Source organism: Microbulbifer elongatus, assembly GCF_020524885.1.
GTDB classification, from domain to species: domain Bacteria; phylum Pseudomonadota; class Gammaproteobacteria; order Pseudomonadales; family Cellvibrionaceae; genus Microbulbifer; species Microbulbifer elongatus_A.
The window spans coordinates 234,457-258,433 of record NZ_JAIVKJ010000005.1; the positions used below are offsets into that span (position 1 = coordinate 234,457).

16 protein-coding genes are annotated in these 23,977 nt (G+C 57.2%); 10 read left to right on the forward strand and 6 right to left on the reverse strand.

Features of this window, described 5'->3' with window-relative positions; all coding sequences use genetic code 11:
- Positions 1–54 precede the first annotated feature (54 nt).
- Positions 55–2,049, reverse strand: coding sequence for a BCCT family transporter (locus LC059_RS16640; protein ID WP_226704993.1), 1,995 nt, complete (start codon positions 2,047–2,049; stop codon positions 55–57).
- A gap of 115 nt (positions 2,050–2,164) precedes the next feature.
- On the opposite strand from LC059_RS16640, the gene arfB reads away from it, so the two are divergent.
- The 5 genes from arfB to LC059_RS16665 all read left to right on the forward strand — a co-directional run bounded on the left by arfB (position 2,165) and on the right by LC059_RS16665 (position 9,450).
- Positions 2,165–2,581 (forward strand): alternative ribosome rescue aminoacyl-tRNA hydrolase ArfB, encoded by a 417-nt coding sequence (gene arfB, locus LC059_RS16645; protein ID WP_226705026.1) that lies wholly within the window; start codon positions 2,165–2,167, stop codon positions 2,579–2,581.
- A 53-nt stretch (positions 2,582–2,634) separates the two neighbouring features.
- On the forward strand, positions 2,635–3,687 hold the full coding sequence (locus LC059_RS16650; RefSeq protein WP_226704994.1) for an Ldh family oxidoreductase: 1,053 nt from the start codon (positions 2,635–2,637) through the stop codon (positions 3,685–3,687).
- Positions 3,688–3,866: 179 nt separating this feature from the next.
- Complete coding sequence (locus LC059_RS16655; protein WP_226704995.1) at positions 3,867–5,321, forward strand: amidase; 1,455 nt, start codon at positions 3,867–3,869, stop codon at positions 5,319–5,321.
- A complete protein-coding gene (locus LC059_RS16660) occupies positions 5,318–6,517 on the forward strand; it encodes a pyridoxal phosphate-dependent aminotransferase (RefSeq protein ID WP_226704996.1) in 1,200 nt (399 codons plus the stop codon). Before LC059_RS16655 ends, LC059_RS16660 begins: the two co-directional genes overlap by 4 nt.
- 329 nt (positions 6,518–6,846) lie before the next feature.
- Positions 6,847–9,450 carry a TonB-dependent receptor plug domain-containing protein gene (locus LC059_RS16665; protein ID WP_226704997.1) on the forward strand — a complete coding sequence of 868 codons (2,604 nt, stop codon included), beginning with the start codon at positions 6,847–6,849 and terminating at the stop codon, positions 9,448–9,450.
- 49 nt (positions 9,451–9,499) lie between these two features.
- Here LC059_RS16665 and LC059_RS16670 read toward each other — a convergent pair whose 3' ends face one another.
- The 3 genes from LC059_RS16670 to imuA are packed head-to-tail and all read right to left on the reverse strand — an operon-like array spanning position 9,500 to position 14,967.
- Complete coding sequence (locus LC059_RS16670; protein WP_226704998.1) at positions 9,500–12,598, reverse strand: error-prone DNA polymerase; 3,099 nt, start codon at positions 12,596–12,598, stop codon at positions 9,500–9,502.
- A gap of 55 nt (positions 12,599–12,653) precedes the next feature.
- The gene (locus LC059_RS16675) at positions 12,654–14,159 is read right to left on the reverse strand and encodes a Y-family DNA polymerase (protein WP_226704999.1); all 1,506 of its coding nucleotides are present in this window, start codon (positions 14,157–14,159) and stop codon (positions 12,654–12,656) included.
- 43 nt (positions 14,160–14,202) lie between these two features.
- Positions 14,203–14,967: a translesion DNA synthesis-associated protein ImuA gene (gene imuA / locus LC059_RS16680; protein ID WP_226705000.1), complete on the reverse strand. Its 765-nt coding sequence runs from the start codon at positions 14,965–14,967 to the stop codon at positions 14,203–14,205.
- 207 nt (positions 14,968–15,174) lie between these two features.
- Here imuA and dcd point away from each other — a divergent pair, with 207 nt between their 5' ends.
- Genes dcd through LC059_RS16695 form a run of 3 tightly spaced genes read left to right on the forward strand, consistent with a single transcriptional unit; the run spans position 15,175 to position 17,149 of the window.
- Positions 15,175–15,744, forward strand: coding sequence for a dCTP deaminase (dcd, locus tag LC059_RS16685; protein WP_226705001.1), 570 nt, complete (start codon positions 15,175–15,177; stop codon positions 15,742–15,744).
- Positions 15,745–15,754: 10 nt separating this feature from the next.
- A complete protein-coding gene (locus tag LC059_RS16690) occupies positions 15,755–16,960 on the forward strand; it encodes an NAD(P)/FAD-dependent oxidoreductase (protein WP_226705002.1) in 1,206 nt (401 codons plus the stop codon).
- A gap of 3 nt (positions 16,961–16,963) precedes the next feature.
- Positions 16,964–17,149: a hypothetical protein gene (locus tag LC059_RS16695; protein WP_226705027.1), complete on the forward strand. Its 186-nt coding sequence runs from the start codon at positions 16,964–16,966 to the stop codon at positions 17,147–17,149.
- 61 nt (positions 17,150–17,210) lie between these two features.
- On the opposite strand, the gene LC059_RS16700 is transcribed toward LC059_RS16695, so the two are convergent.
- Entirely contained in the window at positions 17,211–19,535 is a 2,325-nt protein-coding gene (locus LC059_RS16700; protein ID WP_226705003.1) for a S46 family peptidase, read from the reverse strand.
- A 223-nt stretch (positions 19,536–19,758) separates the two neighbouring features.
- Between LC059_RS16700 and LC059_RS16705 the strand changes: the two genes are divergently transcribed.
- A complete protein-coding gene (locus LC059_RS16705; RefSeq protein ID WP_319005127.1) occupies positions 19,759–19,971 on the forward strand; it encodes a DUF3820 family protein in 213 nt (70 codons plus the stop codon).
- A gap of 43 nt (positions 19,972–20,014) precedes the next feature.
- On the opposite strand, the gene LC059_RS16710 is transcribed toward LC059_RS16705, so the two are convergent.
- The gene (locus LC059_RS16710) at positions 20,015–20,281 is read right to left on the reverse strand and encodes a hypothetical protein (protein WP_226705005.1); all 267 of its coding nucleotides are present in this window, start codon (positions 20,279–20,281) and stop codon (positions 20,015–20,017) included.
- 792 nt (positions 20,282–21,073) lie between these two features.
- Here LC059_RS16710 and LC059_RS16715 point away from each other — a divergent pair.
- Positions 21,074–23,947 carry a glycosyl hydrolase family 18 protein gene (locus tag LC059_RS16715; protein ID WP_226705006.1) on the forward strand — a complete coding sequence of 958 codons (2,874 nt, stop codon included), beginning with the start codon at positions 21,074–21,076 and terminating at the stop codon, positions 23,945–23,947.
- The last annotated feature ends 30 nt before the right edge of the window (positions 23,948–23,977 follow it).

The window sequence follows — 23,977 nt, forward strand, 5'->3', positions numbered from 1 at the left end:
AGGCGTGTGTAATTTGGAAACACACGCCTGACAAAAGCGCAAAAAAACGGCGAATCAGCGCAACGTATGCAGGAACTGCAGGTGGCGCTCGTACTGGGAGACCATGTCTGTGAGTATCTGGTCCTTGGTCCAGCCCATCACATCGTAGTCCTGTCCACCTTCATAAAGGTGCACTTCCGCGCGGAAGTAGGTATCCGGTGAGCCGTCATCGTAGTCGTCGTGCAGTTCCTTTTCCGGATGGCTGGCATCGGGCTTCATAGTGGCCTTGGGGTGGATACCGTAGATAAACTCGACTTCCTCTCCATGGCTGACTTCCAGTTGCACCCACTTGTTTTCCTTCTCTGTCACGGTCGTCTCGTAGCCATTCTTTCGCATTTCTTCCGCAAATTCTTCCAGTGCCGGTTTTCCCACATCGCGGATATATTCGTGGACCTCAGTGAGCGAAGGTAACTTCAATGCGTTCTTCAAGCGGCGCTGCCAGACCACCGGGTTGCGTGCGCTTATGGGGGCGACGACCGCAGACTGGGTGATGCGCTTGACCGTATCTGTTCGCAGGGCTTTTATAAGCCCGAACATGGCGAAGAGAAGTATCGCGGAGAAGGGCAGTGCACTGGCGACCACCGCCGTCTGCAATGACTTCAACCCCCCGGCAAGTAAAAGTGCGATGGCCACGACGCCGATCAGGAAGCACCAGAAGATCCGCTGCCAAAGGGGCGTTTGATCCTTCCCGTAAGACGACAGCATATTGACGACCAGCGCACCCGAGTCGGCGGAGGTGACGAAGAACACGATCACCATAAGTACCGCTACAAAAGAGAAAATCGAGGAGAATGGAAACTGTTCCAGAAACTGGAACAATGCCACCGACTGGTCCTTGGCGACGACCTCGCCAAGTTGGGTCATGCCCTGGTCGAGAATCATATGAATGGCGGAGTTGCCGAAAAACGTCATCCACAGCATGGTGACCAGCGCGGGTACTAGCATCGCACCGATCACAAATTCACGGATGGTTCTGCCGCGGGAAATACGTGCGATAAACAGGCCAACAAATGGCGACCAGGACATCCACCAGCCCCAGTAGAGTATGGTCCAGCCGCCCAGCCAGTCGGTGGGTTTGTACGCGAACAGGTTGAACGTCTTGCTGACTATCTCTGAAAGGTAACTGCCAAAATTTTGCACGAATGCCTGCAGCAGATAGACGGTACTCCCCAGCAACAGGACCATGATCAGCAGGATTGCGGCAAGGGTCATGTTGAGCTGAGAGAGCCGCTTGATCCCCGCATCGAGCCCTAGTACCACGGAAATAGTGGCGAGAATGGTGGTGACAATAATCAGCACCACCTGAACGCCCGCACCCACGGGTATCCCGAAAAGGTGATGGAGCCCCGAGTTGATCTGCAGTACCCCGTAACCTAGTGTCGTGGCCACGCCACATACCGTGCCGACAATGGCGAATACATCGACTGCGTGGCCAATGGGGCCGTAAATGCGCTCGCCGATCATCGGATAGAGTGCGGAGCGCAGGGTCAATGGCAGTTTATGGCGGTAACTGAAATACGCGAGTATCAGGGCCACAATGGCGTAAATTGCCCAGGCGTGAAAACCCCAGTGGAAAAACGTCAGTACCATGGCCTCGCGGGCGGCGAAAACGGTTCCCGTTTCCCCTACCGGTGGGTCGAGGTAGTGCATCACCGGCTCGGCAACACCGAAGAACAGCAGGCCAATACCCATTCCGGCGGAAAACAGCATGGCAAACCAGGAGGTAAAATCGTACTCTGGTTCTGCGTGCTCTGGCCCCATTTTAATTTCGCCAAATCGCGACATTGCAATCGCAATAGTCCCGATCAGGATGATTGCAACAGTCAGCACGTAATACCAACTCATGTGCTCGACAACCCACGCCTGCACCATTGCAAAGGTCGATGTCGCATTCTCAGGAACGATTACGGCATAAGCTACCATCAGCAGCAAAACGGCGGTGGCAGAGTAGAATACCGGTGGATTGAAGTGTGCCGGTTGTTCTTTGCTGCCGCTGGTCGTATCTGCCATAGCTGGTGTACCTGAAGTGCTGTATGTGGTGATGGTGGTATAATTTTGCGCCTTTTGCTCATAGCATAGACGAAAGTACAGCTTATAAATGCAGCGAATAACGCTGCCTTTTCATATGTTGAAAATTTCTAGAAGTATTGAAATCCCGTTGGAAGAAATCGAGATGCACGCGATGCGTTCCGGTGGCGCCGGCGGTCAGAATGTCAATAAAGTGTCTACAGCGATTCACCTTCGCTTTGATATACCGGCGTCCAGTTTGCCTCCGACCATAAAAGAGCGCCTGCTAGGCTTACGCGACCAACGCATTACCGCGGACGGGATTGTTGTAATAAAGGGCCAACGGTTCCGCACCCAGGAGAAAAACCGGACAGATGTTCTCGAGAGGCTGCAGGAGCTGGTCGCGAGTGTATTAAAGACGCCTAAAACACGTGTTCCGACCAAGCCCACCCGCGGCTCCAAAGAGCGTCGTCTAAAGCACAAATCCCGCCGTGGGCAGATCAAGTCTCTGCGAGGGAAGGTTTCCGACCACTGATCGCACACCTTGTTCTTCACATTTTCTCCACCGCAATCCGACAAGGAGTTCCCATGTCCAACCGATACCGCGCCCAGGATCTAAAGCAGTTTGCCGCGGACCTTTTTGCCTCCACCGGCCTTGCCCGCGAGCGCGCGGACGTGATGGCGGAGACCTTTCTACAGGCAGACCTTATGGGCTTTACCACCCATGGGCTGCACCGTGTGGCGAGCAACCTGAAGTGGCTCGAGAGCGGTGCTTCTCGCTTGCAGGGCGAGCCCAATGTGCTGTCCGATCGCGGCAATTGTTTTAACTGGGATGCAGACTTTCTTCCCGGGCCCTGGGTGGTAAACCAGGCGATCGATCAGGCTCTGGAGCGGATTGGCGAGCAGGGTGTGGTGACGGCGACTATTCGCCGCAGCCAGCATATTGCCTGTCTCGCGGCTTATCTCCCGAAAATTGTCGAACGCAATTGTGTCGGCATCCTTACCTGCTCCACACCGGCAGAGGAAACCGTTTCTCCCCAGGGCTGTAAGACTCCACTGTTTTCCGCCAACCCGATTGCCTTCTGTGCGCCAGCAGGGGATTACCCCCTGTTGTTCGATATCAGTATGTCGGTGACTGCCGGCGGCTATGTGGCGCGCGCCGAGCGCGAGGGCAAAAAACTGCCCGAGCAGTATCTGAAAGACCGCGATGGCAATCTCTCCGATGATCCTGCGGCGTTTACCAACGGAGGCAGTATTCTGCCGGTGGGTGGCGCTGACCACGGCTACAAGGGCGCGGCCCTGTCAGCGATGCTTGAAGTCTTGTCCATGGGGCTCGGCGGATATGGCCGCGCCGATTCCGTGGCGGGAGATGATGAAGCCAATTCCGTATTTTTGCAGATCATTGATCCCAAGGCGTTTGGAAGCGAGCAGAAATTCCTTCGCCAAACAGCGGCACTCACACATTTGTGGGAGTCCTGTGAGCCCGAGGATGGCGGCTCCGTGCGGGTTCCGGGAAAGCGGGCATGGAATTTGCGTAGTGATCAATTAGAGAACGGTGTCTCCCTGTATCCGACCATTACTGCGGACCTGCAGGCGTTGGCCCAGAATTACGGCAAGGCATTCCCTCACCCGGTGAGTTGAGATTGGGCTTTGCAATTTGTTTAGTGCAATCGGGGCGGATTGTTCGACATGTGTTTCGCGGAATCGGCGCCAATTCGGTCTACATTAGGGGGTAGCGTCATAACAGCACCATAACCAAGTGATCTTCTAGCGATCACCCAACGACCTTGGTCGAGGGGATAAACCGGAGAATAACGCCGATGAACGACTTTATTCGAATGTCTGCACTGGAATTGCTCAAGGGCTACCAGGACAAGCAATTTTCTCCGGTTGAAACCACTCAGGCGATGCTCGCGCAGATCGCGCGCTGTAACCCGGTAGTTAACGCGTATAACCTTGTGGATGAAGAGACCACTCTGGCATTTGCTCGGGAGTCCGAGCAGCGTTACCTGCAGGGCAACCCCAAAGGGCCGCTCGACGGCGTTCCGGTTGCCATCAAGGATGTCTTTCTCACTCCCCAGTGGCCCACCATCAAGGGCTCTAAAACCATCGATCCAAGCTCCACGCTCGGCAAAGAGGCTCCCAGTGTTGCGGCGCTCAATCGCAACGGTGCTGTACCCCTGGGGAAAACCACCACGCCGGAGTTTGGCTGGAAAGGCGTGACCGACAACCCGGTAGACGGCGTCACCCGCAACCCCTGGAACCCGGACAAGACCGCCGGCGGCTCCAGCGGTGGCAGTGCCGCCGCGGTACCACTGGGGATGGGTCCTCTGGCGCTGGGGACCGACGCCGGCGGTTCCATTCGTATTCCCGCCGGTTTCAGTGGCCTGGTTGGCCTTAAGCCCAGCTTTGGTGAAGTGCCGCACTGGCCGGCGAGTCCATTTGGCACTTTGGCACACGCCGGTCCAATGACCTGGACAGTACCCGATTGCGCCCTGTTGATGAATGTACTGGCGGAGGCGGATTACCGCGATACCAATGCCATTCCCCGCCGCAATATCGATTATCTCGCAGCACTGGAAGGCGAGCCGCAGGATTTACTGCGTGGAGTGCACATCGCCTTCAGCGCAACCCTTGGTTATGTACAGGTTGAGCGCGAGGTGGAAGAGAGCGTGCGTGAGGCGGCCAAACTGTTGCAATCGCTGGGTGCGGAAGTTACCGAAGTGGCGCCGGGTTTTGATGATCCATTGGCCGCATTCGGTCACCTGTTTTACGGTGGTGCGGCTAATGCCCTGCGCGATATTGGCAAAAAACAGCGCGCGTTGATGGACCCCCAGCTGGTGGCGGTATCCGAGAAGGCCGCGCAGCTTTCCATGCTGGATTACCTGGAGGCCGTCAATGAGCGCGCCGCACTGTGTGAGCGCATGGCCGCGTTCCATAACAAGTACGATCTGCTGCTGACGCCGACATTGCCGATCACCGCATTCACCGCCGGCCGTGAAGTGCCGGAAGACTGGCCCAGCACACGCTGGCCCTCGTGGACCCCATTTACCTATCCGTTCAATATGACCGGGCAACCGGCCATCTCGGTACCCTGTGGCTTTGACAGTGCCGGCCTGCCGATCGGCCTGCAACTCGTGGGGGCCCGCTTCGATGATCGCGCCGTGCTGCGCGCGGCCCAGGCCTATCAGTTGGCCGCGCCACTGACCGACAAGCGTCCCGATTTGTTTTATGAAAGTTCGGACGAGGGCGCCACGGCGGGAGCGGATATATGAGCCGGCTGGATTTTGATTTTTACGAGTCGGAAGATCCGGTCTGGAACCCTGCGCTTCTCACCATTCCCGTGCCGGGAATTCGCAAGATGGTCAACATGGCGGCTTCCATGGAAGACGTCATTCATTTGTCCATTGGCCAGCCGGACGCGCCAACGCCACCCCATGTGGTGCAGGCAACGGTAGACGCGCTGAATGCAGGGCAGACTGGCTACACCATGGATGCCGGCTTACCTGAGCTGCTGGATGCACTGGCGGAATATTACGGTGAGCGCTCCGGACGTGCGCTCAGCCCGGAAAATATTCTGGTCACCACCGGCGCTACGGAAGCCATTTACCTGGCGCTCACGGCGGTGTCCGCACCGGGCCGTGAATTTATCGTGCCCGATCCGTCCTTCATGCTGTACGCGCCGCTGATTCGGATGAACGGCGGGGAGGTGAAATGTATTCCGACCCGGGCGGAAAATAACCATCAGCTGGATCCGCAGGAAGTCATCGATGCGATCGACACCAACACCCACGCGATCATTCTAAACTCCCCCAGTAATCCCACCGGCACTGTGTACCCGCGGGAAACCGTGGAGACCATCGTGCAGGAGGCGGCCTATCGTGGAATTTATGTGATCAGCGACGAGGTATACGATCACCTTATTTATGACGACCGGGATTACGCCAGTGTCCTGTCCTGTTGCTCGGACCTGGATCATGTGATGGTCATCAGCAGTTTCTCCAAAACCTTCAGTATGGCCGGCATGCGCGTGGGCTGGTTGATCGCGAGTCAGGGCGCCATCCGCAAGCTGCGCCGTTACCATATGTTTACCACCACGGTGGCGAACACCCCTTGCCAGTGGGGTGGTGTTGCCGCATTAAAAGGTGATCGAAGTTGCGTGAGCGAGGTGGTGAGTACCTACAAGAAACGTCGCAACCGGCTTGTGGAACTGGTGGATGAAACGCCTTTTCTGGAAGGTTATGTACCTGAAGGCGCTTTTTATATGTTTCCCGCGCTGCCGGAAGGCGTGAATGGCAATAATGTCGCACTGCGCTTACTGCGGGAAACCGGTGTTTGTACCATCGCCGGTGATACCTTTGGTGAGAGTAGCCGCAATGCACTGCGCTTCAGTTATGCCACTTCCATTGAAAATATCGAGCGGGCGTTTGAGCGGATTATTCCGTGGATGGAGAAGCAGGACTTCGGCTGATCCGCAGTCTGGTATTAATAGTTCTTTCTGGCAGCTCTGGGCGGTTATATTGTTCAGTGTATGCTGGTTTTAAGATAGTTCTTTTCGATTCCCCCCACTTTGCGACCTTCTATTTCCCCATCACGGATTTTCCGTGATCACTTTGGCTAATTGTTGGCGCATAATTCATTTTGTGCACTGTTTATTGCCCCTCCTTTTGAATTGCCCTAATCTGATGCTGCTCCAGTATAGGAAACAATAATGATAATCGGGTCACGATAATCGTTCGTGTAAAGACAATAAGGCGAGATATCTTTCCCGATCTCATAAAAATAATAGGACGGGTAATTATGCGAGTATTCAAAAACAATGCACTGACTCTGGCGATCGCGGCGGCGACTGCACTGCCAGCTTCGCTGGCCTTCTCTCAGCAGGGTGCTGAAGCAGAACCTGCGAGCGATCATGGGGTAATGGAGGAGGTCATTACTACCGGCACCCGAAAAGAGGGTGTTGCCCCCACCGAAACCCTGTCACCGGTGGACGTCCTTGGCGGAAGTAAATTTTCCGATCAGGGCAGCTTTGACCTGACAGAGTCCCTGGCCAAGGTGGCCCCTTCGTTCAATACCCAGCGTTTCCCCATCGCGGATGGCACTGCATTTATTCGTCCTGTCACCTTGCGTAATCTGTCACCAGATCAAACATTGGTGCTGGTAAACGGCACGCGTCGGCATCGCTCTGCGCTGGTAAACCTGCAGCTGGCACCTCTCGGTACCACCAATCAGGGTGCACAGGCGGTGGATTTCGCTGCGTTGCCATCCCTGGCTATCGAGCGTGTTGAAGTGCTGCGCGACGGCGCCTCCGCCCAGTATGGTTCCGATGCCATTGCCGGGGTGGTGAACGTGATCCTGAAAGATGACGCCGAGGGTTTCAGTCTTTCTGCCCAGACCGGCGAATACTTTGATGGCGACGGTGCGCGCACTACCCTGGCGGCGAATGGTGGATTTGCACTGGGGGACGAGGGCTTCGTTAACGCCACGATTGAACACTCCTCCGCAGATAAAACCTGGCGCGGTGCTGCGCGTCCGGATGCAGAGTTTGTTGGCAGTGTTGTGGGGGTAGAAAATGTCCCGCTCGATGGTCTCGGCCAGCGCTGGGGTGATCCGGAGGTGGAAGCGCTCAAGCTGTTCGTCAACACCGGCTATTCGCTGAATGACACCACCGAGCTGTACGGTAACCTGGGTTACTCGAACAACGAAACCATTTCCGATTTCTTCTATCGTGGCCCGGTTCTGGATCCGTCGGCAGAGTTTGGCGCTCGTGAAACCTTGCAGCAGGATTTGGATGGGGACTTTATGCCCGATGCCGCGCCCCAGTCTCTGGTGGACGACATTATTGCCCAGGGGCTAAACCCCAGCGACTACCTGATGGCCGATAGCAGCAGCGCCAGTGGGTTCGTTCTGCGCAACCCGATCTATACCCAGTTCCCCGGTGGTTACAACCCGGCTTTCGGTGCCGATATCACCGATTTCTCTGCCGTGGTCGGCGCTCGCGGCGAATGGGCCAATGGAATCAGCTGGGACCTGCGCGCGCGCAGTGCTGAAAATGAAGTTTCCTACGTACTGGAAAATTCAATCAACCCGAGTCTGGGGATTAATTCTCCTCTCAGATTTAACCCCGGCACACTTACCCAGGCAGAAACCAGCGTAAACGCTGATTTCGTTAAGCCGATTGACGTAGCTGCATTTGCGACGCCGCTGAACCTGGCATTTGGCATGGAGTGGCGGGATGAAACCTACAAGATCGGTGCGGGCGACGAGGCGTCTATTGCCGTAGGCCCTACCGCGGCAGTATTTGGCGTAGGCTCCGATGGTTTCCAGGGGTTCCCGGTAGAGGCTGCGGGTGAGTACAGCAGTACCAGCACAGCGGCTTATGTGGACCTGGAAGCGGATGTTACCGACCAGCTTTTGCTGGGTGCCGCACTGCGTTTTGAAAACTTTGAAGAGTTCGGTTCGACGTTCGACTGGAAACTGTCCGCGCGCTACGACTTCAGTGAAAATTTCGCGCTGCGTGGTACCGCCAACACCGGTTTCCGCGCGCCGACGCCGGGGCAGGTGAATACGCTCAATGTCACTACCACTTCCGATTCCGATGGCAACCTGATTCCCAATGGTACCTATCCGGTTAATCACCCGGTGGCCATGGCGTTGGGTGCCAAGGAATTGACGCCGGAAGAGTCCACCAGCTTTACCCTGGGTGCGGTGTGGAGTCCGCTGGATAACACCAGTGTGACCATCGATTACTACAACATCCAAATTGAAGATCGCCTGGCACTGCGTAATAACACCATAGGTGATGCAGAAGTGGCACTGCTGGAAAATGCCGGTGTAGCCAATGCGGCTCTGCTGAACGGCAGTAACGCCAACTACTTTGTGAACGCGTTTGACTCTGATGTGTCCGGTATCGATCTGGCGGTGACCAGCGACTTCGACTTTGCCGGTGGCCTCCTGGTGATGGATCTGCGTCACAACCACAACCAGCAGAAAGTGGATAAAGTAGCACCGAACACCATCAACGCGTCGCGTGTGTTTGACCTGGAGAACCAGGTGCCCAGTGACCGCACCACGCTGACCTTCGATTACGATTCCGGTGACCTGTTTAACGGCTACCTGCGTTTCAATCGCTACAGCGGTTGGGAGAGTACCTTTGGCCTGTTCGGCCCGGGTGACGCTTCCGATGCTTCTGCTTACGGCAGTGAGATCCTGGTCGACCTCGAAGCGACGATTACCCTGGCAGAGAACTACAAGGTTTCCCTGGGTGGCGAGAATATCTTCGATGTGCGCCCGGATGATGAAGCCGATCCCACCCTGCAGTTCCTGGGTGTGCGCCAGTCGCTGACCTCTCCGTTTGGTTTTAACGGTGGCTTCTGGTATCTGCGCGCGAGCGCCCAGTTCTAATTGCCAACCTCTGTAAAAAAGGCCTCCTTTGGGAGGCCTTTTTTATGCGCTAGTGAAAACTCCTCACATGCTGGATCTCTTTCCAGGTAATGCCTTCGAGCCTTTTTCCGATCAGGTGGATCACTGCGAGGTTCTGTTCTTTCGCATCGCGGCTGATCTGTAAATTTCCCTCAATCAATAGCACTTTCCCGCTGAGGATCTCCTTGCGGTAGCGCTCCTGCACCTGCTTCCATATCACCACATTGACCACGCCGGATTCGTCCTCCAGTGTCAAAAACAGAACGCCAGCCGCAGTACCCGGGCGCTGGCGACAGGTAACCAAGCCCAGGACTTTTATCCGGTCGCCGTCCCTGTGGTTTTCCAGCTCGCACGCGCGGGTCAGGCTGGTAAAACGTCGTTGCTGCCGCAGCAGGGTTACCGGGTGCTCCCGCAGGGTCAGGCCGGTACTCTGGTAGTCACTGTAAATATTGTCTGCCTGATTGCTCTCCGGCTGGTGCTGGACGGATAGGGATTGCTCCAGCTGGCTGTTCAATACCTGCCAGGTACTGTGGTAACGGCTTTCCGCAATGCTGTAAAAACAGTTGGCCTGCGCCAGGATGGCGCTTTGCCTGGTGGGGATATCCAGCCGCTGGCCAAAGTCGTTCAATGAGCGGAAAGGGCCCTGCAGCCTTTCTGTTTCCACCGCCTCTACGGTTTCTTCGGTGAGCCCCTTGATCAGCCGCATCCCGAGGCGGATGGCGGGTGCCTTCAGGTTATTCTGTTGGTCCGTGGCATCCGGGCTGCCGGGCAGTGCGAGGCTGTGGTGCCAGCTGCTGTGGTTGATATCCAGGGGCAGGACTTTCACATTGTGGCGCTGGGCGTCGTACACTAGTTGTGCGGGAGCATAAAAACCCATGGGCTGGCTGTTGAGCAGGCCGCTGTAGAATGCAGCGGGGTGGTGGCACTTGATCCAGGCGGAGAAGTAGGCGAGCAGGCCGAAACTCGCGGAGTGGGATTCCGGGAAGCCATAGGAGCCGAAGCCTTTCATTTGCTCAAACAGCTGTTCTGCCAGGCTGTGTTCGTAGCCATTGGCAAGCATGCCGTTGATTAGTTTTTCGCGGAACTGCAGCAGGTTGCCGTTTTTTCCCCAGCTGGCCATGGCGCGGCGCAGCGCATCCGCTTCGCCGCCGCTGAAGCCTGCGGCGACCATCGATAGCTTGATGACCTGCTCCTGGAAGATGGGCACGCCCAGGGTGCGCTCCAGAACCGGACGCAGGTTTTCGTGGGGATAATTGACCGGCTCCAGTTTCTGTTTGCGGCGCAAATACGGGTGCACCATGCCGCCCTGAATCGGGCCGGGGCGCACGATGGCAATTTCGATCACCAGTTCATAAAACTTCCGCGGTTGCAGGCGCGGCAACATACTCATCTGTGCGCGGGATTCGATCTGGAATACCCCCACGGTATCCGCGCGGCACATCATGTCATAGACGGCGGGATCATCCGGGGGGATATCCTGCAGCCGCATTCTCTTGCCGTAGAGCGCCATATAGGTGAGAGACTTGCGCAGGGCGGTGAGCATGCCAAGGGCGAGAATATCCACCTTCATCAGTTTCAGGTCTTCGATATCCTCCTTGTCCCACTGAATAATGGTGCGGTTGTCCATGGCCGCGTTTTCAATAGGTACCAGTTGGCTGAGCGGCAGCTCGGTAATCACAAAACCGCCCACGTGCTGTGACAGGTGTCGAGGGAAACCGTAGATCTGTTCCAGCAGCACTGGCAGCATTCGACCGGTGATACTGTCCGGGGCTATGCCGACTTTTTTCATCTGTTTGGGGAAATCATCCAGCTTGTCCCACCAGCTGCGCTCGGCCTGCAGTTGCTCGATGGTGGCCGCTCCCAGGCCCAGGGCCTTGCCAATATCCCGCAATGCACTCTTGAAACGGTAGGTGATTTTGGTGGCCGCAAGCCCGGCGCGCTCACGGCCGTATTTGCGGTAGATGTACTGAATGATTTCCTCGCGTCGTTCGTGCTCGAAGTCCACATCGATATCCGGCGGCTCATTGCGTTCGCGGGAAATAAAGCGCTCGAACAGCAAGCCAATCTTGTGCGGGTCTATCTCGGTAATAAACAGGCAGTAACACACCACGGAGTTGGCGGCAGAACCGCGACCCTGGTACAGGATGTGCTGGCGGCGTGCGTGCTGGACAATATCGTAAATGGTGAGGAAGTAGTGCTCATACCGAAGCTCGGCGATGAGTGACAATTCGGTTTCAATCTGTGCACGGATATGCGCTTGGGGACCCTTGGGCCAGCGTATCGGAATACCGGCTTCCACCAGGTCGCGCAGGTGTTCACTGGCACTTTTATTTTTCGCCACGACTTCCGAAGGGTAGTGGTACTGCAACTCCTTCAGGCTGAAAGTACAGCGTACGGCGATTGCCACTGTGTTGTCGATCGCCCCCTGTGGATAAAGTGCGGCGATTTCCGGCAGGTCGCGCAGATAGCGTTCCGCGTTCTGTTCCAGGCGGTAGCCGAGTTGGCTGAGGGTGCAGTTGTGGTAATTCGCATTCAGTACATCTTGCAAGGGCTTGCGGCTGCGACTGTGCATCAGTACGGCGTTGGTTGCGACCACAGGAAGCTGCTGGGACTCGGCAAAGGCGAGCAGCTTCTGCAGTTTCCGGTTTTCTCCCGGCAGCAGGTGATGGCGCAGGGCGATATAAAGTCGCTCGCCAAAGTGCTGCTTCAGCTCGCAGGGCAATGCCAGTGAATCATCGGTTGGCAGCCAAAGGCATAGCGCGTGTGTGCAGAGTTTGATGATGTCCTGAATAAAAGTCTGGTACTGGCCTTTCTCGGCGCGCAGCCGTGAGGTGCTTATCAGTTGGCAGATTTCACTATAGGCGGTTTTGTCTGGAGCCAGTAAGACCAGTTCCTGTCGGTCCTCCTGCAGTCGAAAGAAGCTGCCGCAGATCAGTTTGAGCTGACTGCCTTCGGCCCGGAGTTTTTCCAGTTCGGCATAGGCGCGTACCACCCCGGCCATGGAGCATTCATCGGTAATCGCGAGGGCGCGGTAACCGAGTTTATGTGCTGTTGTTACAAGCTCCTGCGGGTGGGAGGCCCCCTGCAGAAATGAAAAATTACTCTGACAGAAAAGTTCGGCGTACTGCATACCGATAAATATCAAAATCCATTATGCCGGCGTGGGAATGCTGGCGCGGGGAGGGTTATGAATAAACCCCGTGCAGATACCAGTGCTCCGAGGTGAGATCCTGGAATACCCAGTAGAGGCTGCCGTGGGCGCCACGGGCGATGTAGTAGTCGCGGGCGTGGCGATGGTGTTGCCACCAGTAGCCGTCGATACGCTCCGGGCCCTGCAACAGGTGCAGTTCACCGTCGTAAAACAACTTGTGGTCGCGCTGCTGGATACGGTCGGGTCTCGGCAGTAGCCAGTTGGGGCGCGGCGCATTGACCGGGGTGAGGTGGTGCTTGCGCGCCTTGTTCTGCAAGGTGAGGCTGTCGGCGTTTTGCCAGGCCTGCTCCGGCAGGTAGCTTTCTTTGAGGGTGACACCGGACAATGCCTGGTGGCCCAGTCGCGCCTTGAGTTTGTCGATCAGCTGGTAGCTTTCGTTCAGCTTGCTGCCCTCGTCGAAAAAGTCTTCCCGCAGGTTGTGACTTTCAATGGGGCGCAGTTGTTGGCACTTGAGTGTGAGTGCCTGTACGGGCTCCTTCAGTTCCACTCGCTCAAACTGCAGTTTTGTCAGCGCGATCAACCGCTGGGGATCGAGCAGTGGACGAGAGACTTCCACCTGAATCTGCTGGCTGCCGCGACTGCCGTAATCCAATACCCAGCACAACTGCTGGCTGTACAGCTGACGGCGCTGTAATTGCCGGCAGAGCTCGCGCACCAGGCGGCCGGCGGGGAACAGTAGTTGTTCACTGTTATCCAGCGGGCTGGGGAAAAACAGCTCGCTGTGAAACTCTGCGGGTGGTTCGAAGCTGGGGACGGGATCCGGGCGGGAGCCATTCAGTCGGGCCAGGTAGTCGATAAATCCGCGCCCGAAGCGGCCGCCCACTTCCGACAGGGGAATAGCCAGTAGCTGGCTGACCCGCTTGATTCCGCAGGCGTACAGTTTGGCGATAGCCTTGTGGCTGCAATCCAGCAATTTACTGGGGGCAAAGCTGATCCACTGACGCCACTGCTGTGGGGTCGGGGCGGATCTGGTTTCCAGCAGCCACTGGCGGTGTTCCGGCAACTGGCTGAGCAGATGCGCGGCACTGGGGCTGTGGCCCAAGCCCATAAAGTGGCTGATGCGCATCTTGCGCAGCTCTTTGCCCAGTTGTTGCAGCAGGGGGGCGAGGCCACGGTAAGCCTTGAGGCTGCCGCTGATTTCCAGGTACAGGCAGGCGAAGTTGCTGTCCAGCTGATTCTGTTCGCGCTCGGCGCTGCGCGGGGAGACCACCGGGGTAAAACTATAGGCCCATAGGGCCAGTTGTTGTAACAGCTGCTCTTCCCGCTCTGGATCCCGTTCCAGCAGTTGCAGTTCCGCGCAGTAGGCGCAGGCAGTGGCGATGCTGAGCCCGGGCTCCACATGCTGGGTACTGGCCGACTGATTGGCCTCAACGACCAGGCTGTGCTGGGTCACGGCTACCGCGGCACTGTCACCGGCGCGATGGGCGCGGGTCAGCGCCTCCAGGGGAAGTTTTGGGAGCTGAATACAGAGCCAGAGCATAGATTGTTCCTCGCGCCGCCTTGCACCGTTCAGTGCAATGGTTTCAGTGCAGTGGTTGATCCCGGCGCACCAGGTCCGGGTGGCGCGCCAGGTGCACACGCTGGCCGGATTTGCCGCTCGACTGCTTGAGCAGGTGCAGCGCCAGCTGCTCGCCGTCGCTCTTCAGTTGCAGGCGCAGTGCCGCCGGGGACGGGGTTTGCGCGCAGGAACCGGGCCGAAAGTGGAAGTGGAGGCAATCGCCGTCGCGGGCGGCAACCTGCAACCGGCGCAGGTCTTTATCGGCCGGGGTTTCCTTGCCCTGCCACTGGATCAGCGCGCCACAGGCACCGGATTGCAGGGACTGTTCCGCTGCCCACAGCTGGTCCCGCTGCCCACGAGGGTGCAGGATCAACAGCTTTTCCAGTTGCACGCCGGCCTGTACCAGTGCCGGGGCATAGGGGATATGTGGCGGGTTGGCCAGGATCACCATGCGCCCCTGACGGGTGAGCTCTGCCAGGGTGGGGAGAATCAGCGACATCTCACCGATGCCGGCCTTGTCGATCAACAGCTCGGTGGTGGCCGCGCGGGGCCAGCCGTGCCCGGTCAGCAGCGCATCCAGACCGCGGTAGCCGGTGCTGATTCCGGTGCGGGGGCGACGCTGGCCACTGGCCAGTTGCCAGATGTCCGGACGGGTCAGCAGTTGCTGCAGTGGCTGTGGCTGTACTGGCTCAGGCTGCTGCCCGGGCTGCTGTTGCCCTGATAGTACGGGCCCGTTGCTGGCCTGCTGAGCTAACTGCTTGTTTTGCAAAAAGTTTTCGGCGCTGTTCACGATTGGCTCGCTCCACACGGGTGGTCTGACAGTGGTTGACTGTATGGGTATACAGCATTTACTGGTAATTTATACAGTAGTCATCCAGTGTCGGCAAGCCCGAACCAGGTAGACTGACACTTTTTTGCACAGGTTAAACCGGCTATGATTCCGCCTCTTTAAATGACCGCCAGAAATGGGCCGAGACCAGATAAGTGAGGGGACAGGGTGAGTATCAAATCCGATAAGTGGATTCGTCGTATGGCTGAGCACGAGGGCATGATCGAGCCCTTTGAACCGGGCCAGGTACGCCACGGAGAGTCCGGTGATCGCCTGATCTCTTACGGCACCTCCAGCTACGGCTACGATGTGCGCTGCGCTAACGAGTTCAAGATCTTCACCAACGTGCACTCCGCCACCGTCGACCCCAAGGCCTTCGACGAAGACAGCTTTGTGGATGTGACCGGTGATTATTGCGTAATTCCGCCCAACTCCTTCGCCCTGGCGCGCACGGTCGAGTACTTCCGTATTCCGCGTTCGGTATTGACCATCTGTCTGGGCAAGTCCACCTACGCCCGCTGCGGCATCATCGTGAATGTGACGCCGCTGGAGCCGGAGTGGGAAGGGCATGTGACCCTGGAATTCTCCAACACCACCAACCTGCCAGCGAAGATCTACGCTAATGAAGGCGTGGCACAGATGCTGTTCTTCGAATCCGACGAAATCTGTGATGTGTCCTATAAGGACCGCGGTGGTAAATACCAGGGCCAGCGCGGCGTTACTCTGCCGAAGACCTGATCCCTAGCGAATGACAGACCTCCCCACCCAGGCCGATGTATTGATCATCGGCGCCGGCGCCGCCGGCCTGATGTGCGCCGCGGTGGCGGGCAAGCGTGGCCGCAGTGTGCTGGTGCTGGACCACGCCAACAAGGTCGGCAAAAAAATCCTCATGTCCGGCGGCGGCCGCTGCAACTTCACCAACCTGTACACGGCGCCGGACAACTTCTACAGCGAAAATCCCCACTTCTGTAAATCCGCCCTGGCCCGCTATACCCAGTGGGATTTTATTGCGCTGGTGGAAAAGTATGGTGTGGGCTATCACGAGAAAACCCTCGGCCAGCTGTTCTGCGATAACAAATCCCGGGATATTGTCGACCTGCTGCTGGCGGAGTGCCGCGAGGCCAAGGCCCAGATCCGCACCCGTTGTGAAATCCATCGTATCGAGCCTCTTGATGAAGAGGAGTCGAAAGGCTTTGAAGTACACACCTCTCTCGGCAAGGTGGTGTGCACATCCCTGGTGATCGCCACTGGTGGTCTGTCGATACCCACCATGGGCGCGACGGGATTTGGCTACGATATTGCCAGACAATTCGGCCACAACCTCATCCCCACCCGCGCCGCACTGGTGCCTTTCACATTGAACAAGCGCGCCCTGGCGCGGCAGCAGGAGTTGCCGGGAACCTCCCTGGCGGTAAACGCCAGTTGTGATCAGGGGCACTTTCACGAGCAAATGCTGTTTACCCACAAGGGGCTGAGTGGTCCGGCGGTACTGCAGATTTCCAGCCACTGGCGAGAGGGAAAGCCGGTGGTGTTCGACCTGGCCCCGGGGCTGGATCTGGCCCAGTGGCTGGGTGAGCAGCGCGCTAAAAAACCGGAAAGCCACCTGCATACCATCCTGGCGGATCTCTGGAGTAAAAAGCTGGTGCAGTTTTTCCTGCATCTGAACGGCATTCAGAGTAAACCGCTTAAGCAATACGGTGAGAGTGAAGTAACAAGCCTTGGTGAAAAATTGCAGACCTGGAGCCTGACTCCAGAAGGAACCGAGGGCTACCGCACCGCGGAAGTTACCCTCGGTGGAGTGGATACCAACGAGGTTTCATCTCGCTCCATGGAAAGCCAGAAGCAGCCGGGGCTGTATTTTATTGGTGAAGTACTGGATGTGACCGGCTGGCTGGGTGGCTTCAATTTTCAATGGGCTTGGGCGTCGGCGCATGCAGCGGGTAGTGAGGTTTGATTGATGGGTGACATTCTGCCATTCAAGCGAAAGACAGCGTGGGAAAAGCACAAGGGAAGCAGCTTGTGCCGGGACGGTTTCCATAAGTGGAAGGTGGTTACCGAGCGAAAGTTTGATGTGAAGCAAGGCAAGCTAGTGACGGAGTCTCGTTGCCAGCGCTGTGGCAAGACCAAGACCGAGTTGTTGTAAATAAAGTGTTTGGAAACAAAAAAGCCGGCATTTCTGCCGGCTTTTTTGTTCTGGGGCTGAATTACTCCTTCGGAGCTGCAACGCCCATTTCTTCCAGCAGGTTATCGGCTTTATCCACCTTCTCCATTACCCACAGCATGTAGGCCACATCTACGTGGATTGCGCGGGTGCTGTCATTGAAGTCCCAGTCCGCATTGATGCTGTCGTAGGTGCCATCGAACACCAGGCCGATAAACTCACCCCTGCCGTTCATGGTAGCGGAGCCTGAATTGCCGCCAGTGATGTCCACGGTGGTCAGGAAGTTAACCGGAACAGAGTCGATGCTTTCCTTGTAGAAGCGGCCGTAGTCCTGGTTTTTGATCGCGTCCAGCAGTGCCTGTGGCGCATCGAACGGATCTTCACCTGTGTACTTGGCTTCGATGCCGCGCAGGGTGGTGAAAGGAACAAACCCGTCCTTGCCGTCGTTGCCATCGGCGGGGCCTTTAATGGTGCCGGCGGGCGGCGTGTAGCCCTTCACCAGGCCGTAGGTCAGGCGCAGGGAACTGTTCGCATCCGGGTAAACCGGTTTGCCCTGCTCGTGGTAGTAAGCGATCAGCAGGTCCATATATTTAGGACGCACTTCGGCGAATTCACCAGCCATTTCCTTGTCACGCTGTTCCAGTGCGAAGCGCTCGTCGTAGGTGGCAACAGCCAGCTGGATAAACGGGTCGTCACTGTTGCGGAAATCCTCCGGGGACTTGTCCACCCAGGCCAGACGCTGTTTGGTTTCGGTGAGGCCGGTTTCCTCGTACATGGAAGAAAGCTTTTTCTGCAGTGCGTCACCGCTTAGCTCGCCGCCAAAGAATTTATCGAAACTCTCCAGGTGCTGGTCTTGCGGAAGGGCATTGTAGCGCTCGATAAAGTAGGTCCACACCGCCTGATCCACGCTCGGTGCGAAGTTGCGCTCGATGCGCTTCATGCTTTCGGTGAAGCGGGTCATGTCCCGTTCCTGGTAGCCGGGCTCGCGCGCCATGTTCGGCTTCTGCTTTTCCAGGCTCAGGCGGTACAGGCGCTGTGCCGCACTGAGCATGGCGGAGCGGTTCATGTAGGCCAGCAGCAGGTCGCGCTCCTGGGTGGACTCTTTTTCATTGATCAGTTTCTGCAGATCGCTGATCACGGACGCGTATTTTTTACTGGCTTCCGGGTTGGCTTCGATCCATGCCTGCAGGTCTTTTTCCAGCTGCTGCTTGCGCTGCAAGAGGTCACTGCGGTTGTAGCCTTCCATCATGCCGGTGAAGTTTTTGGCATAGTTGTTCAGGCCCGCGACCTGACTGGCGTATTTGAGTGCGGCGTCCTTGTTGTTCTCGGTGGCACTGCCGATCACTTCGGACCATTCCGCCAATACTTTTTGCATTGTCGGGTAGTACCAGCTGAAGTTGTTGCTCACTTCTTCTGCGGTGCGGTAACGATTGGTGCGGCCCGGGTAGCCGGCAACCATAACAAAATCACCTTCTTCGGGGCCTTTGGTGGCCACTTTCAGGTGGTGCTTGGGCTTGTAGGGCACGTTGTCTTTGGAAAAGTCTGCCGGCTTGCCATCGGGGCTGACATAAGCGCGCAGGAAGGAGTAATCACCGGTGTGGCGCGGCCACATCCAGTTGTCGATGTCGCCACCGAATTTGCCGATGGAGGAGGCGGGCGCGTGCACCAGGCGCACGTCGCGAATGGCCAGCTGCTTGATCAGGTAATAGCTGGCACCGCCGTAGTAGCTGTACACCTCACAGCGATGGCCGGGGTCGGATTCACACTCGGCTACCAGGGCTTTCTCGGCATCTTCAATGGCCTTGAAGCGGGTGGCGCCGTCCATGTCGTCGCTGAGTTTGCTGTTGATCTTGTCGGTGACTTCGTTCATGTCCACGGTGACATAGATACGTGAGCCCGGGGCTGCGGGGACTTCTTCTTCCAGGGTCTTGGCGAGGAAGCCGTTGGCCAGCAGGTCGTTGTCTTCGGTGGAGTTGTAGGAGATCGAACCGTAGGCGCAGTGGTGGTTGGTGGCTACGAGGCCCTGCGGGGAAACGAAGGATGCGGAACAGCCGCCGAGGCTCACTACCGCATTCATCGGGAACTTGGTGAGATCCGTCATAGTTTTCGGATCCAGCTCCAGGCCGAGGTCTTTCAACTTATCGCCCAGCTCGGGCAACTGGCGGGGCATCCACATGCCTTCGGTGGAGACACTGTCGGTAGCAGGCTGGGCGCTGTTCGCTTCTGCGTTGGCTGGAGTTTTCGTAGCCTTGTTGGCCGCGTCGGCGGAGGTGCTGGCGTTGTCTGCGGGTTTGCCACAGGCGGCGAGCAGGGCGATGGTAAGAGCCAGCCCGAATGTTTGCGTGCGCTTGTTGTTTATCACTGTCATTCCTTCAACCACGTTCGTTGGATATACCGCGGTAATCAATACCGGGGATTTTTCCGTCAGTACAAAAAATAAACGGCCGCTTTGGCGGCCGGAAGCACGATACTGCCACAGAAGCTCGGGCGACAAAATCGTTTGCGCGACGGGTGGAAGTGTCACCGGGGCAGGTTACTGACAGTGTAGAATCCGCGGGAAAAGTGTTTGGGATGGTTGGAAGAAAGAGATGTTGGATAAGCAGGATCTGGTGGATATCGCCCGTACCGAAATGCCCTTTGGCAAGTATGCGGGCCGGGTGCTGATTGATTTGCCGGAGGAGTATCTGCTCTGGTTTGCGAAAAAGGAGTTCCCCAAGGGCCGCCTCGGGCATTTGATGGCGCTGACGCTGGAGATCAAGATTGAGGGGTTGGAGGGGCTGGTCAAGCCGTTGAAAAAACAATGAGCCCCCGTGACGGGGGCTCATATTTGACGGTTAGGGCAAGCGTTTAACGATAAATGCGGCGACCATAGCGGTCGTAGCGATAATGTCTTTTCTGGTTACGGTCATAAAGCCAGCCGCCGGCACCACCCAGGGCTGCACCTACTGCGGCACCGCCAACATCGCCCGTCACCAGTGCGCCAGTGACCGCACCGATACCAATACCAGTGCCCACACGACGATCGGTATCGCTCATGTTGGCACAACCGCCAGCGGCCAGGGAAAGCGCCAGCGCGGAAGCCAGGCCGGCGTGCTTGAGAGTCTGCAACTGCATAAATACTCCGTCTACGTTTACTCGGATATCGCTGGGGGAGTCTATGGTCGCTTACACCCCTTCCCAATCCGGACCACGGCATAAAGCGTTTGGCGGGGGAAAAATGAGAAAAAAGTGTGGGGAATCGGCGGCGCGATCCTACACTGGTAACAGTCCCGGGAAGACTCCCCCATCGCGAGACGAGGTGGAGTGCCAACAAAAAGCGGTCCGTAACCGAGACTGAGCATGACCGTAAATAGACCCACAGCGGGTGACCACTGATCTGAAATTGATTGATTTCAGCGAGTGAAAGAGCGGGAAGTTTCAGTCAGCTTGATTGGGAAAATGGGGCGAAAGCGGTCGACATAGCTCGGCCGCTTTTCTGTTGTCTTTTTTGTTCCTGCACAAGCCTCGGGAAGAGGCCAAGCACCTGTACCACCCACCGTACCACTCCCCAAAAGCAAAAATTAAGCGCCAGAAACTTGTCTTTCAATGTGACTGACCTCTCAAGACTGTCCCAGGGGGCTGGTCAGATCCGGGTTAAGCGGAGTATTGTGAAAAAGTAATGACACCGCTGTCATGTTTTCATTAAAAATGACAGCGGTGTCATTCGTCCGCGCCACAAGCGGGCAACCAGAGGTACCTGTTGCAGTTGCAGGCAAGCAGTAACAGACAAGAAGTACCGGCATAGAGAAGTAATTGAATGCCGTTCATCGGGGGCAGCCTTGCCCGTTGAGGTATGACGGATACAGTTCACTGCTGCTCTCGTTGATAGAACCTGATCAATAAAAGATAACGACAAGGTGAAAATCAATGAAAGGGCTCACTCCAAGCCACTGGCGCCGCGCTTTATTCGCGCTCGGTCTCGCCAGCTCCTCGGCCATCGCCGCACCCGGCGCACCCACCATCGACTGGATGGAAACCAGCTTCGCCATTATTGAGGTGGACGAAGCAGCCACTGCTTACGAGCAGCTGGTCACTATCAATGACTATGCGGAAGTTCCGGTCGCCTGGTCCAAATGGTCCGGCGACCCCGCCACCACTGCCCAGTACCTGCTCAATGGTGAAGTGGTACTGGAGCAATCCATCAGCGGCGGCGAAACCCAGACCGGTTCCGCGACCCTGCAGGTCGCACAGGGTGGTCAGTATTCCCTACAGGTAGCACTTTGTAACGACGACGGTTGCGCGACATCTGCGGGCAAAGACATTGTGGTTGCCGATACCGATGGCAGCCACCTGGACCCGATCACCGTTACCGCAGGTGAAAACAACCAGCCATACCAGAACACCAGCAATTCCGTGGTGGGCACTTACTTTGTGGAGTGGGGCGTTTACGGGCGCAAATTCTCCGTGGACATGATGCCTTCCTACAACCTGACCCACCTGATCTACGGGTTTATCCCCATCTGTGGTGGTGACGGCATCAACGATAGCCTGAAAGAAATTGAAGGCTCCTTCCAGGCGCTGCAGCGTTCCTGTTCCGGCCGTGAAGACTTCAAGGTTTCACTGCACGACCCGTTTGCAGCGCTGCAGAAGTCCCAGGCCGACCAGACCTTTTCCGATCCCTACAAGGGTAACTTCGGCCAGCTAATGGCTTTGAAGCAAGCCTATCCGGACCTGAAGATCCTGCCTTCCATCGGTGGCTGGACCCTTTCTGATCCCTTTTATTTCTTCAGCGATGCCGCCAAGCGCCAGACCTTCGTGGACTCCGTGGAAGAATTCATGCGCACCTGGAAGTTCTTCGACGGTGTGGATATCGACTGGGAATATCCGGGTGGCCAGGGTGCCAACCCGAGCCTGGGTGACCCCGCCATTGACGGCGAAACCTATCGCCTGTTGATGCGTGATCTGCGCGCGATGCTGGACGGGCTTGAGCAGGAAACGGGTCGTGAGTACGAACTCACCTCGGCAATCGGTGCTGGCTCCGACAAGATCGAAGATGTCGACTACCTCGATGTACAGCAGTACATGGATTACTTCTTCGTGATGACGTACGACTTCTACGGCGGTTGGAGCAACGAAGTACTAGGTCACCAGACTGCGCTGTACGCGCCTACATGGCGCCCGGACACCGACTACACCACCCACAATGGCATCCAGAACCTGCTGGGCCTGGGCGTTGATCCCGGCAAACTGGTTGTGGGTGCCGCTATGTACGGCCGCGGCTGGACGGGGGTTTCCGGCTGGACCGGCAATGACCACATGACCGGTACTGCTACCGGCATGGTCAGCGGTACCTGGGAAGACGGTGTTGTGGACTACCGCGATATCGTGGCTCGACTTTCCACCGGTGAGTGGGAGGAGTACTACGACGAAGCCGCGGAAGCACCTTACATGTTCAAGCCGAGCACCGGCGATCTGATCACTTACGACAACCATCGTTCCGTGATGGCGAAAGGTGCCTACGTACAGGCAAATAGCCTGGCGGGTCTCTTCTCTTGGGAAATCGACGCGGACAATGGCGACATCATGAACGCCATGCATGAGAGCCTTGGCCACGGTGGCGGAGTGGGTAATCGCACCCCGACCGCACGTGCCGGAGGCGATCAGTCTGTGGATAGCGGTGTGACTGTCACCCTCGATGGCAGCACTTCAAGTGACCTGGACAATGACCCGCTGGTTTACAGCTGGGTGCAGCTTTCAGGTACCAGCGTTAATCTGCAGAACGCCAATAGCGCTTCCGCCAGCTTCACCGCTCCGTCCGTTACCGCGGATGAAGTGTTTATGTTCGAACTGACCGTGACCGACGACAGCAGTGCCAGTGACTCCGATCAGGTATTCGTGACCGTGCTTGCGGACCAGCCGAATCAGGCCCCCAGCGCCGACGCCGGTGCAGACCAAATCGTTATCACGCCGGCCACCGTTACCCTCAACGGCAGTGCCTCCAGCGACCCGGATGGCGATGCGCTGACGTACGCCTGGACCCAGATCTCCGGTGCCAGCGTAACTCTGAGCAATGCGTCCGCTGCCAGCCCGAGCTTCTCCGCTGCCGAAGTTACTGCGGAGCAGGAGCTGGTGTTCGAGCTGAACGTCAATGATGGTGCCTTGAGTGATGACACTCCGGATCAGGTCAGCATCTTCCTGCTGCCGCCGGATGCCAACACCCCGCCGGAAGTGTCTGCGCCGGCCCAGGTCACCATTCAGGAGGGTGCCAGTGATTCCATCACCGCGACCGGCAGCGATGCCGATGGCGATGCACTCACCTACACCTGGAGTGGCATGGCGAGCGGCACCGGAGACACCATCACCATTAACGCACCGCAAGTGGAAGCCGATACCGACTTCACTCTTACGGTAACCGTGAGCGACGGCATTGACAGTGCCAGCGCGAATGTCACCGTTACCGTAACCAACGTTGGTGGCGGCGGTGGTTGTGAGATGACCGACCCGAACGCCGGTAATTACCCCGCCTGGCAATCTGGCAGCACCTATCTGGGTGGCGATCAGGTGAGCTTTGATCAGCTGGTCTGGGAAGCCAAGTACTGGACACAGCAGCAGCCGGGCTTCAGCTCCGCAGACTGGAAACTCATCAGTGATGTGGAAGTGCCGTGGAATTCCGGTACCGCCTACAACGGTGGGGATGAAGTCAACCATAACGGCAAACGTTACCGTGCCAAGTGGTGGACCCAGAGCGAGCCGGGCGTCTCTTCCGATTGGGAAGAGATCGGTGACGCGACGTGTAACTAAGCGTTAAAGCAGTAGACAGAGGGCGCCGCG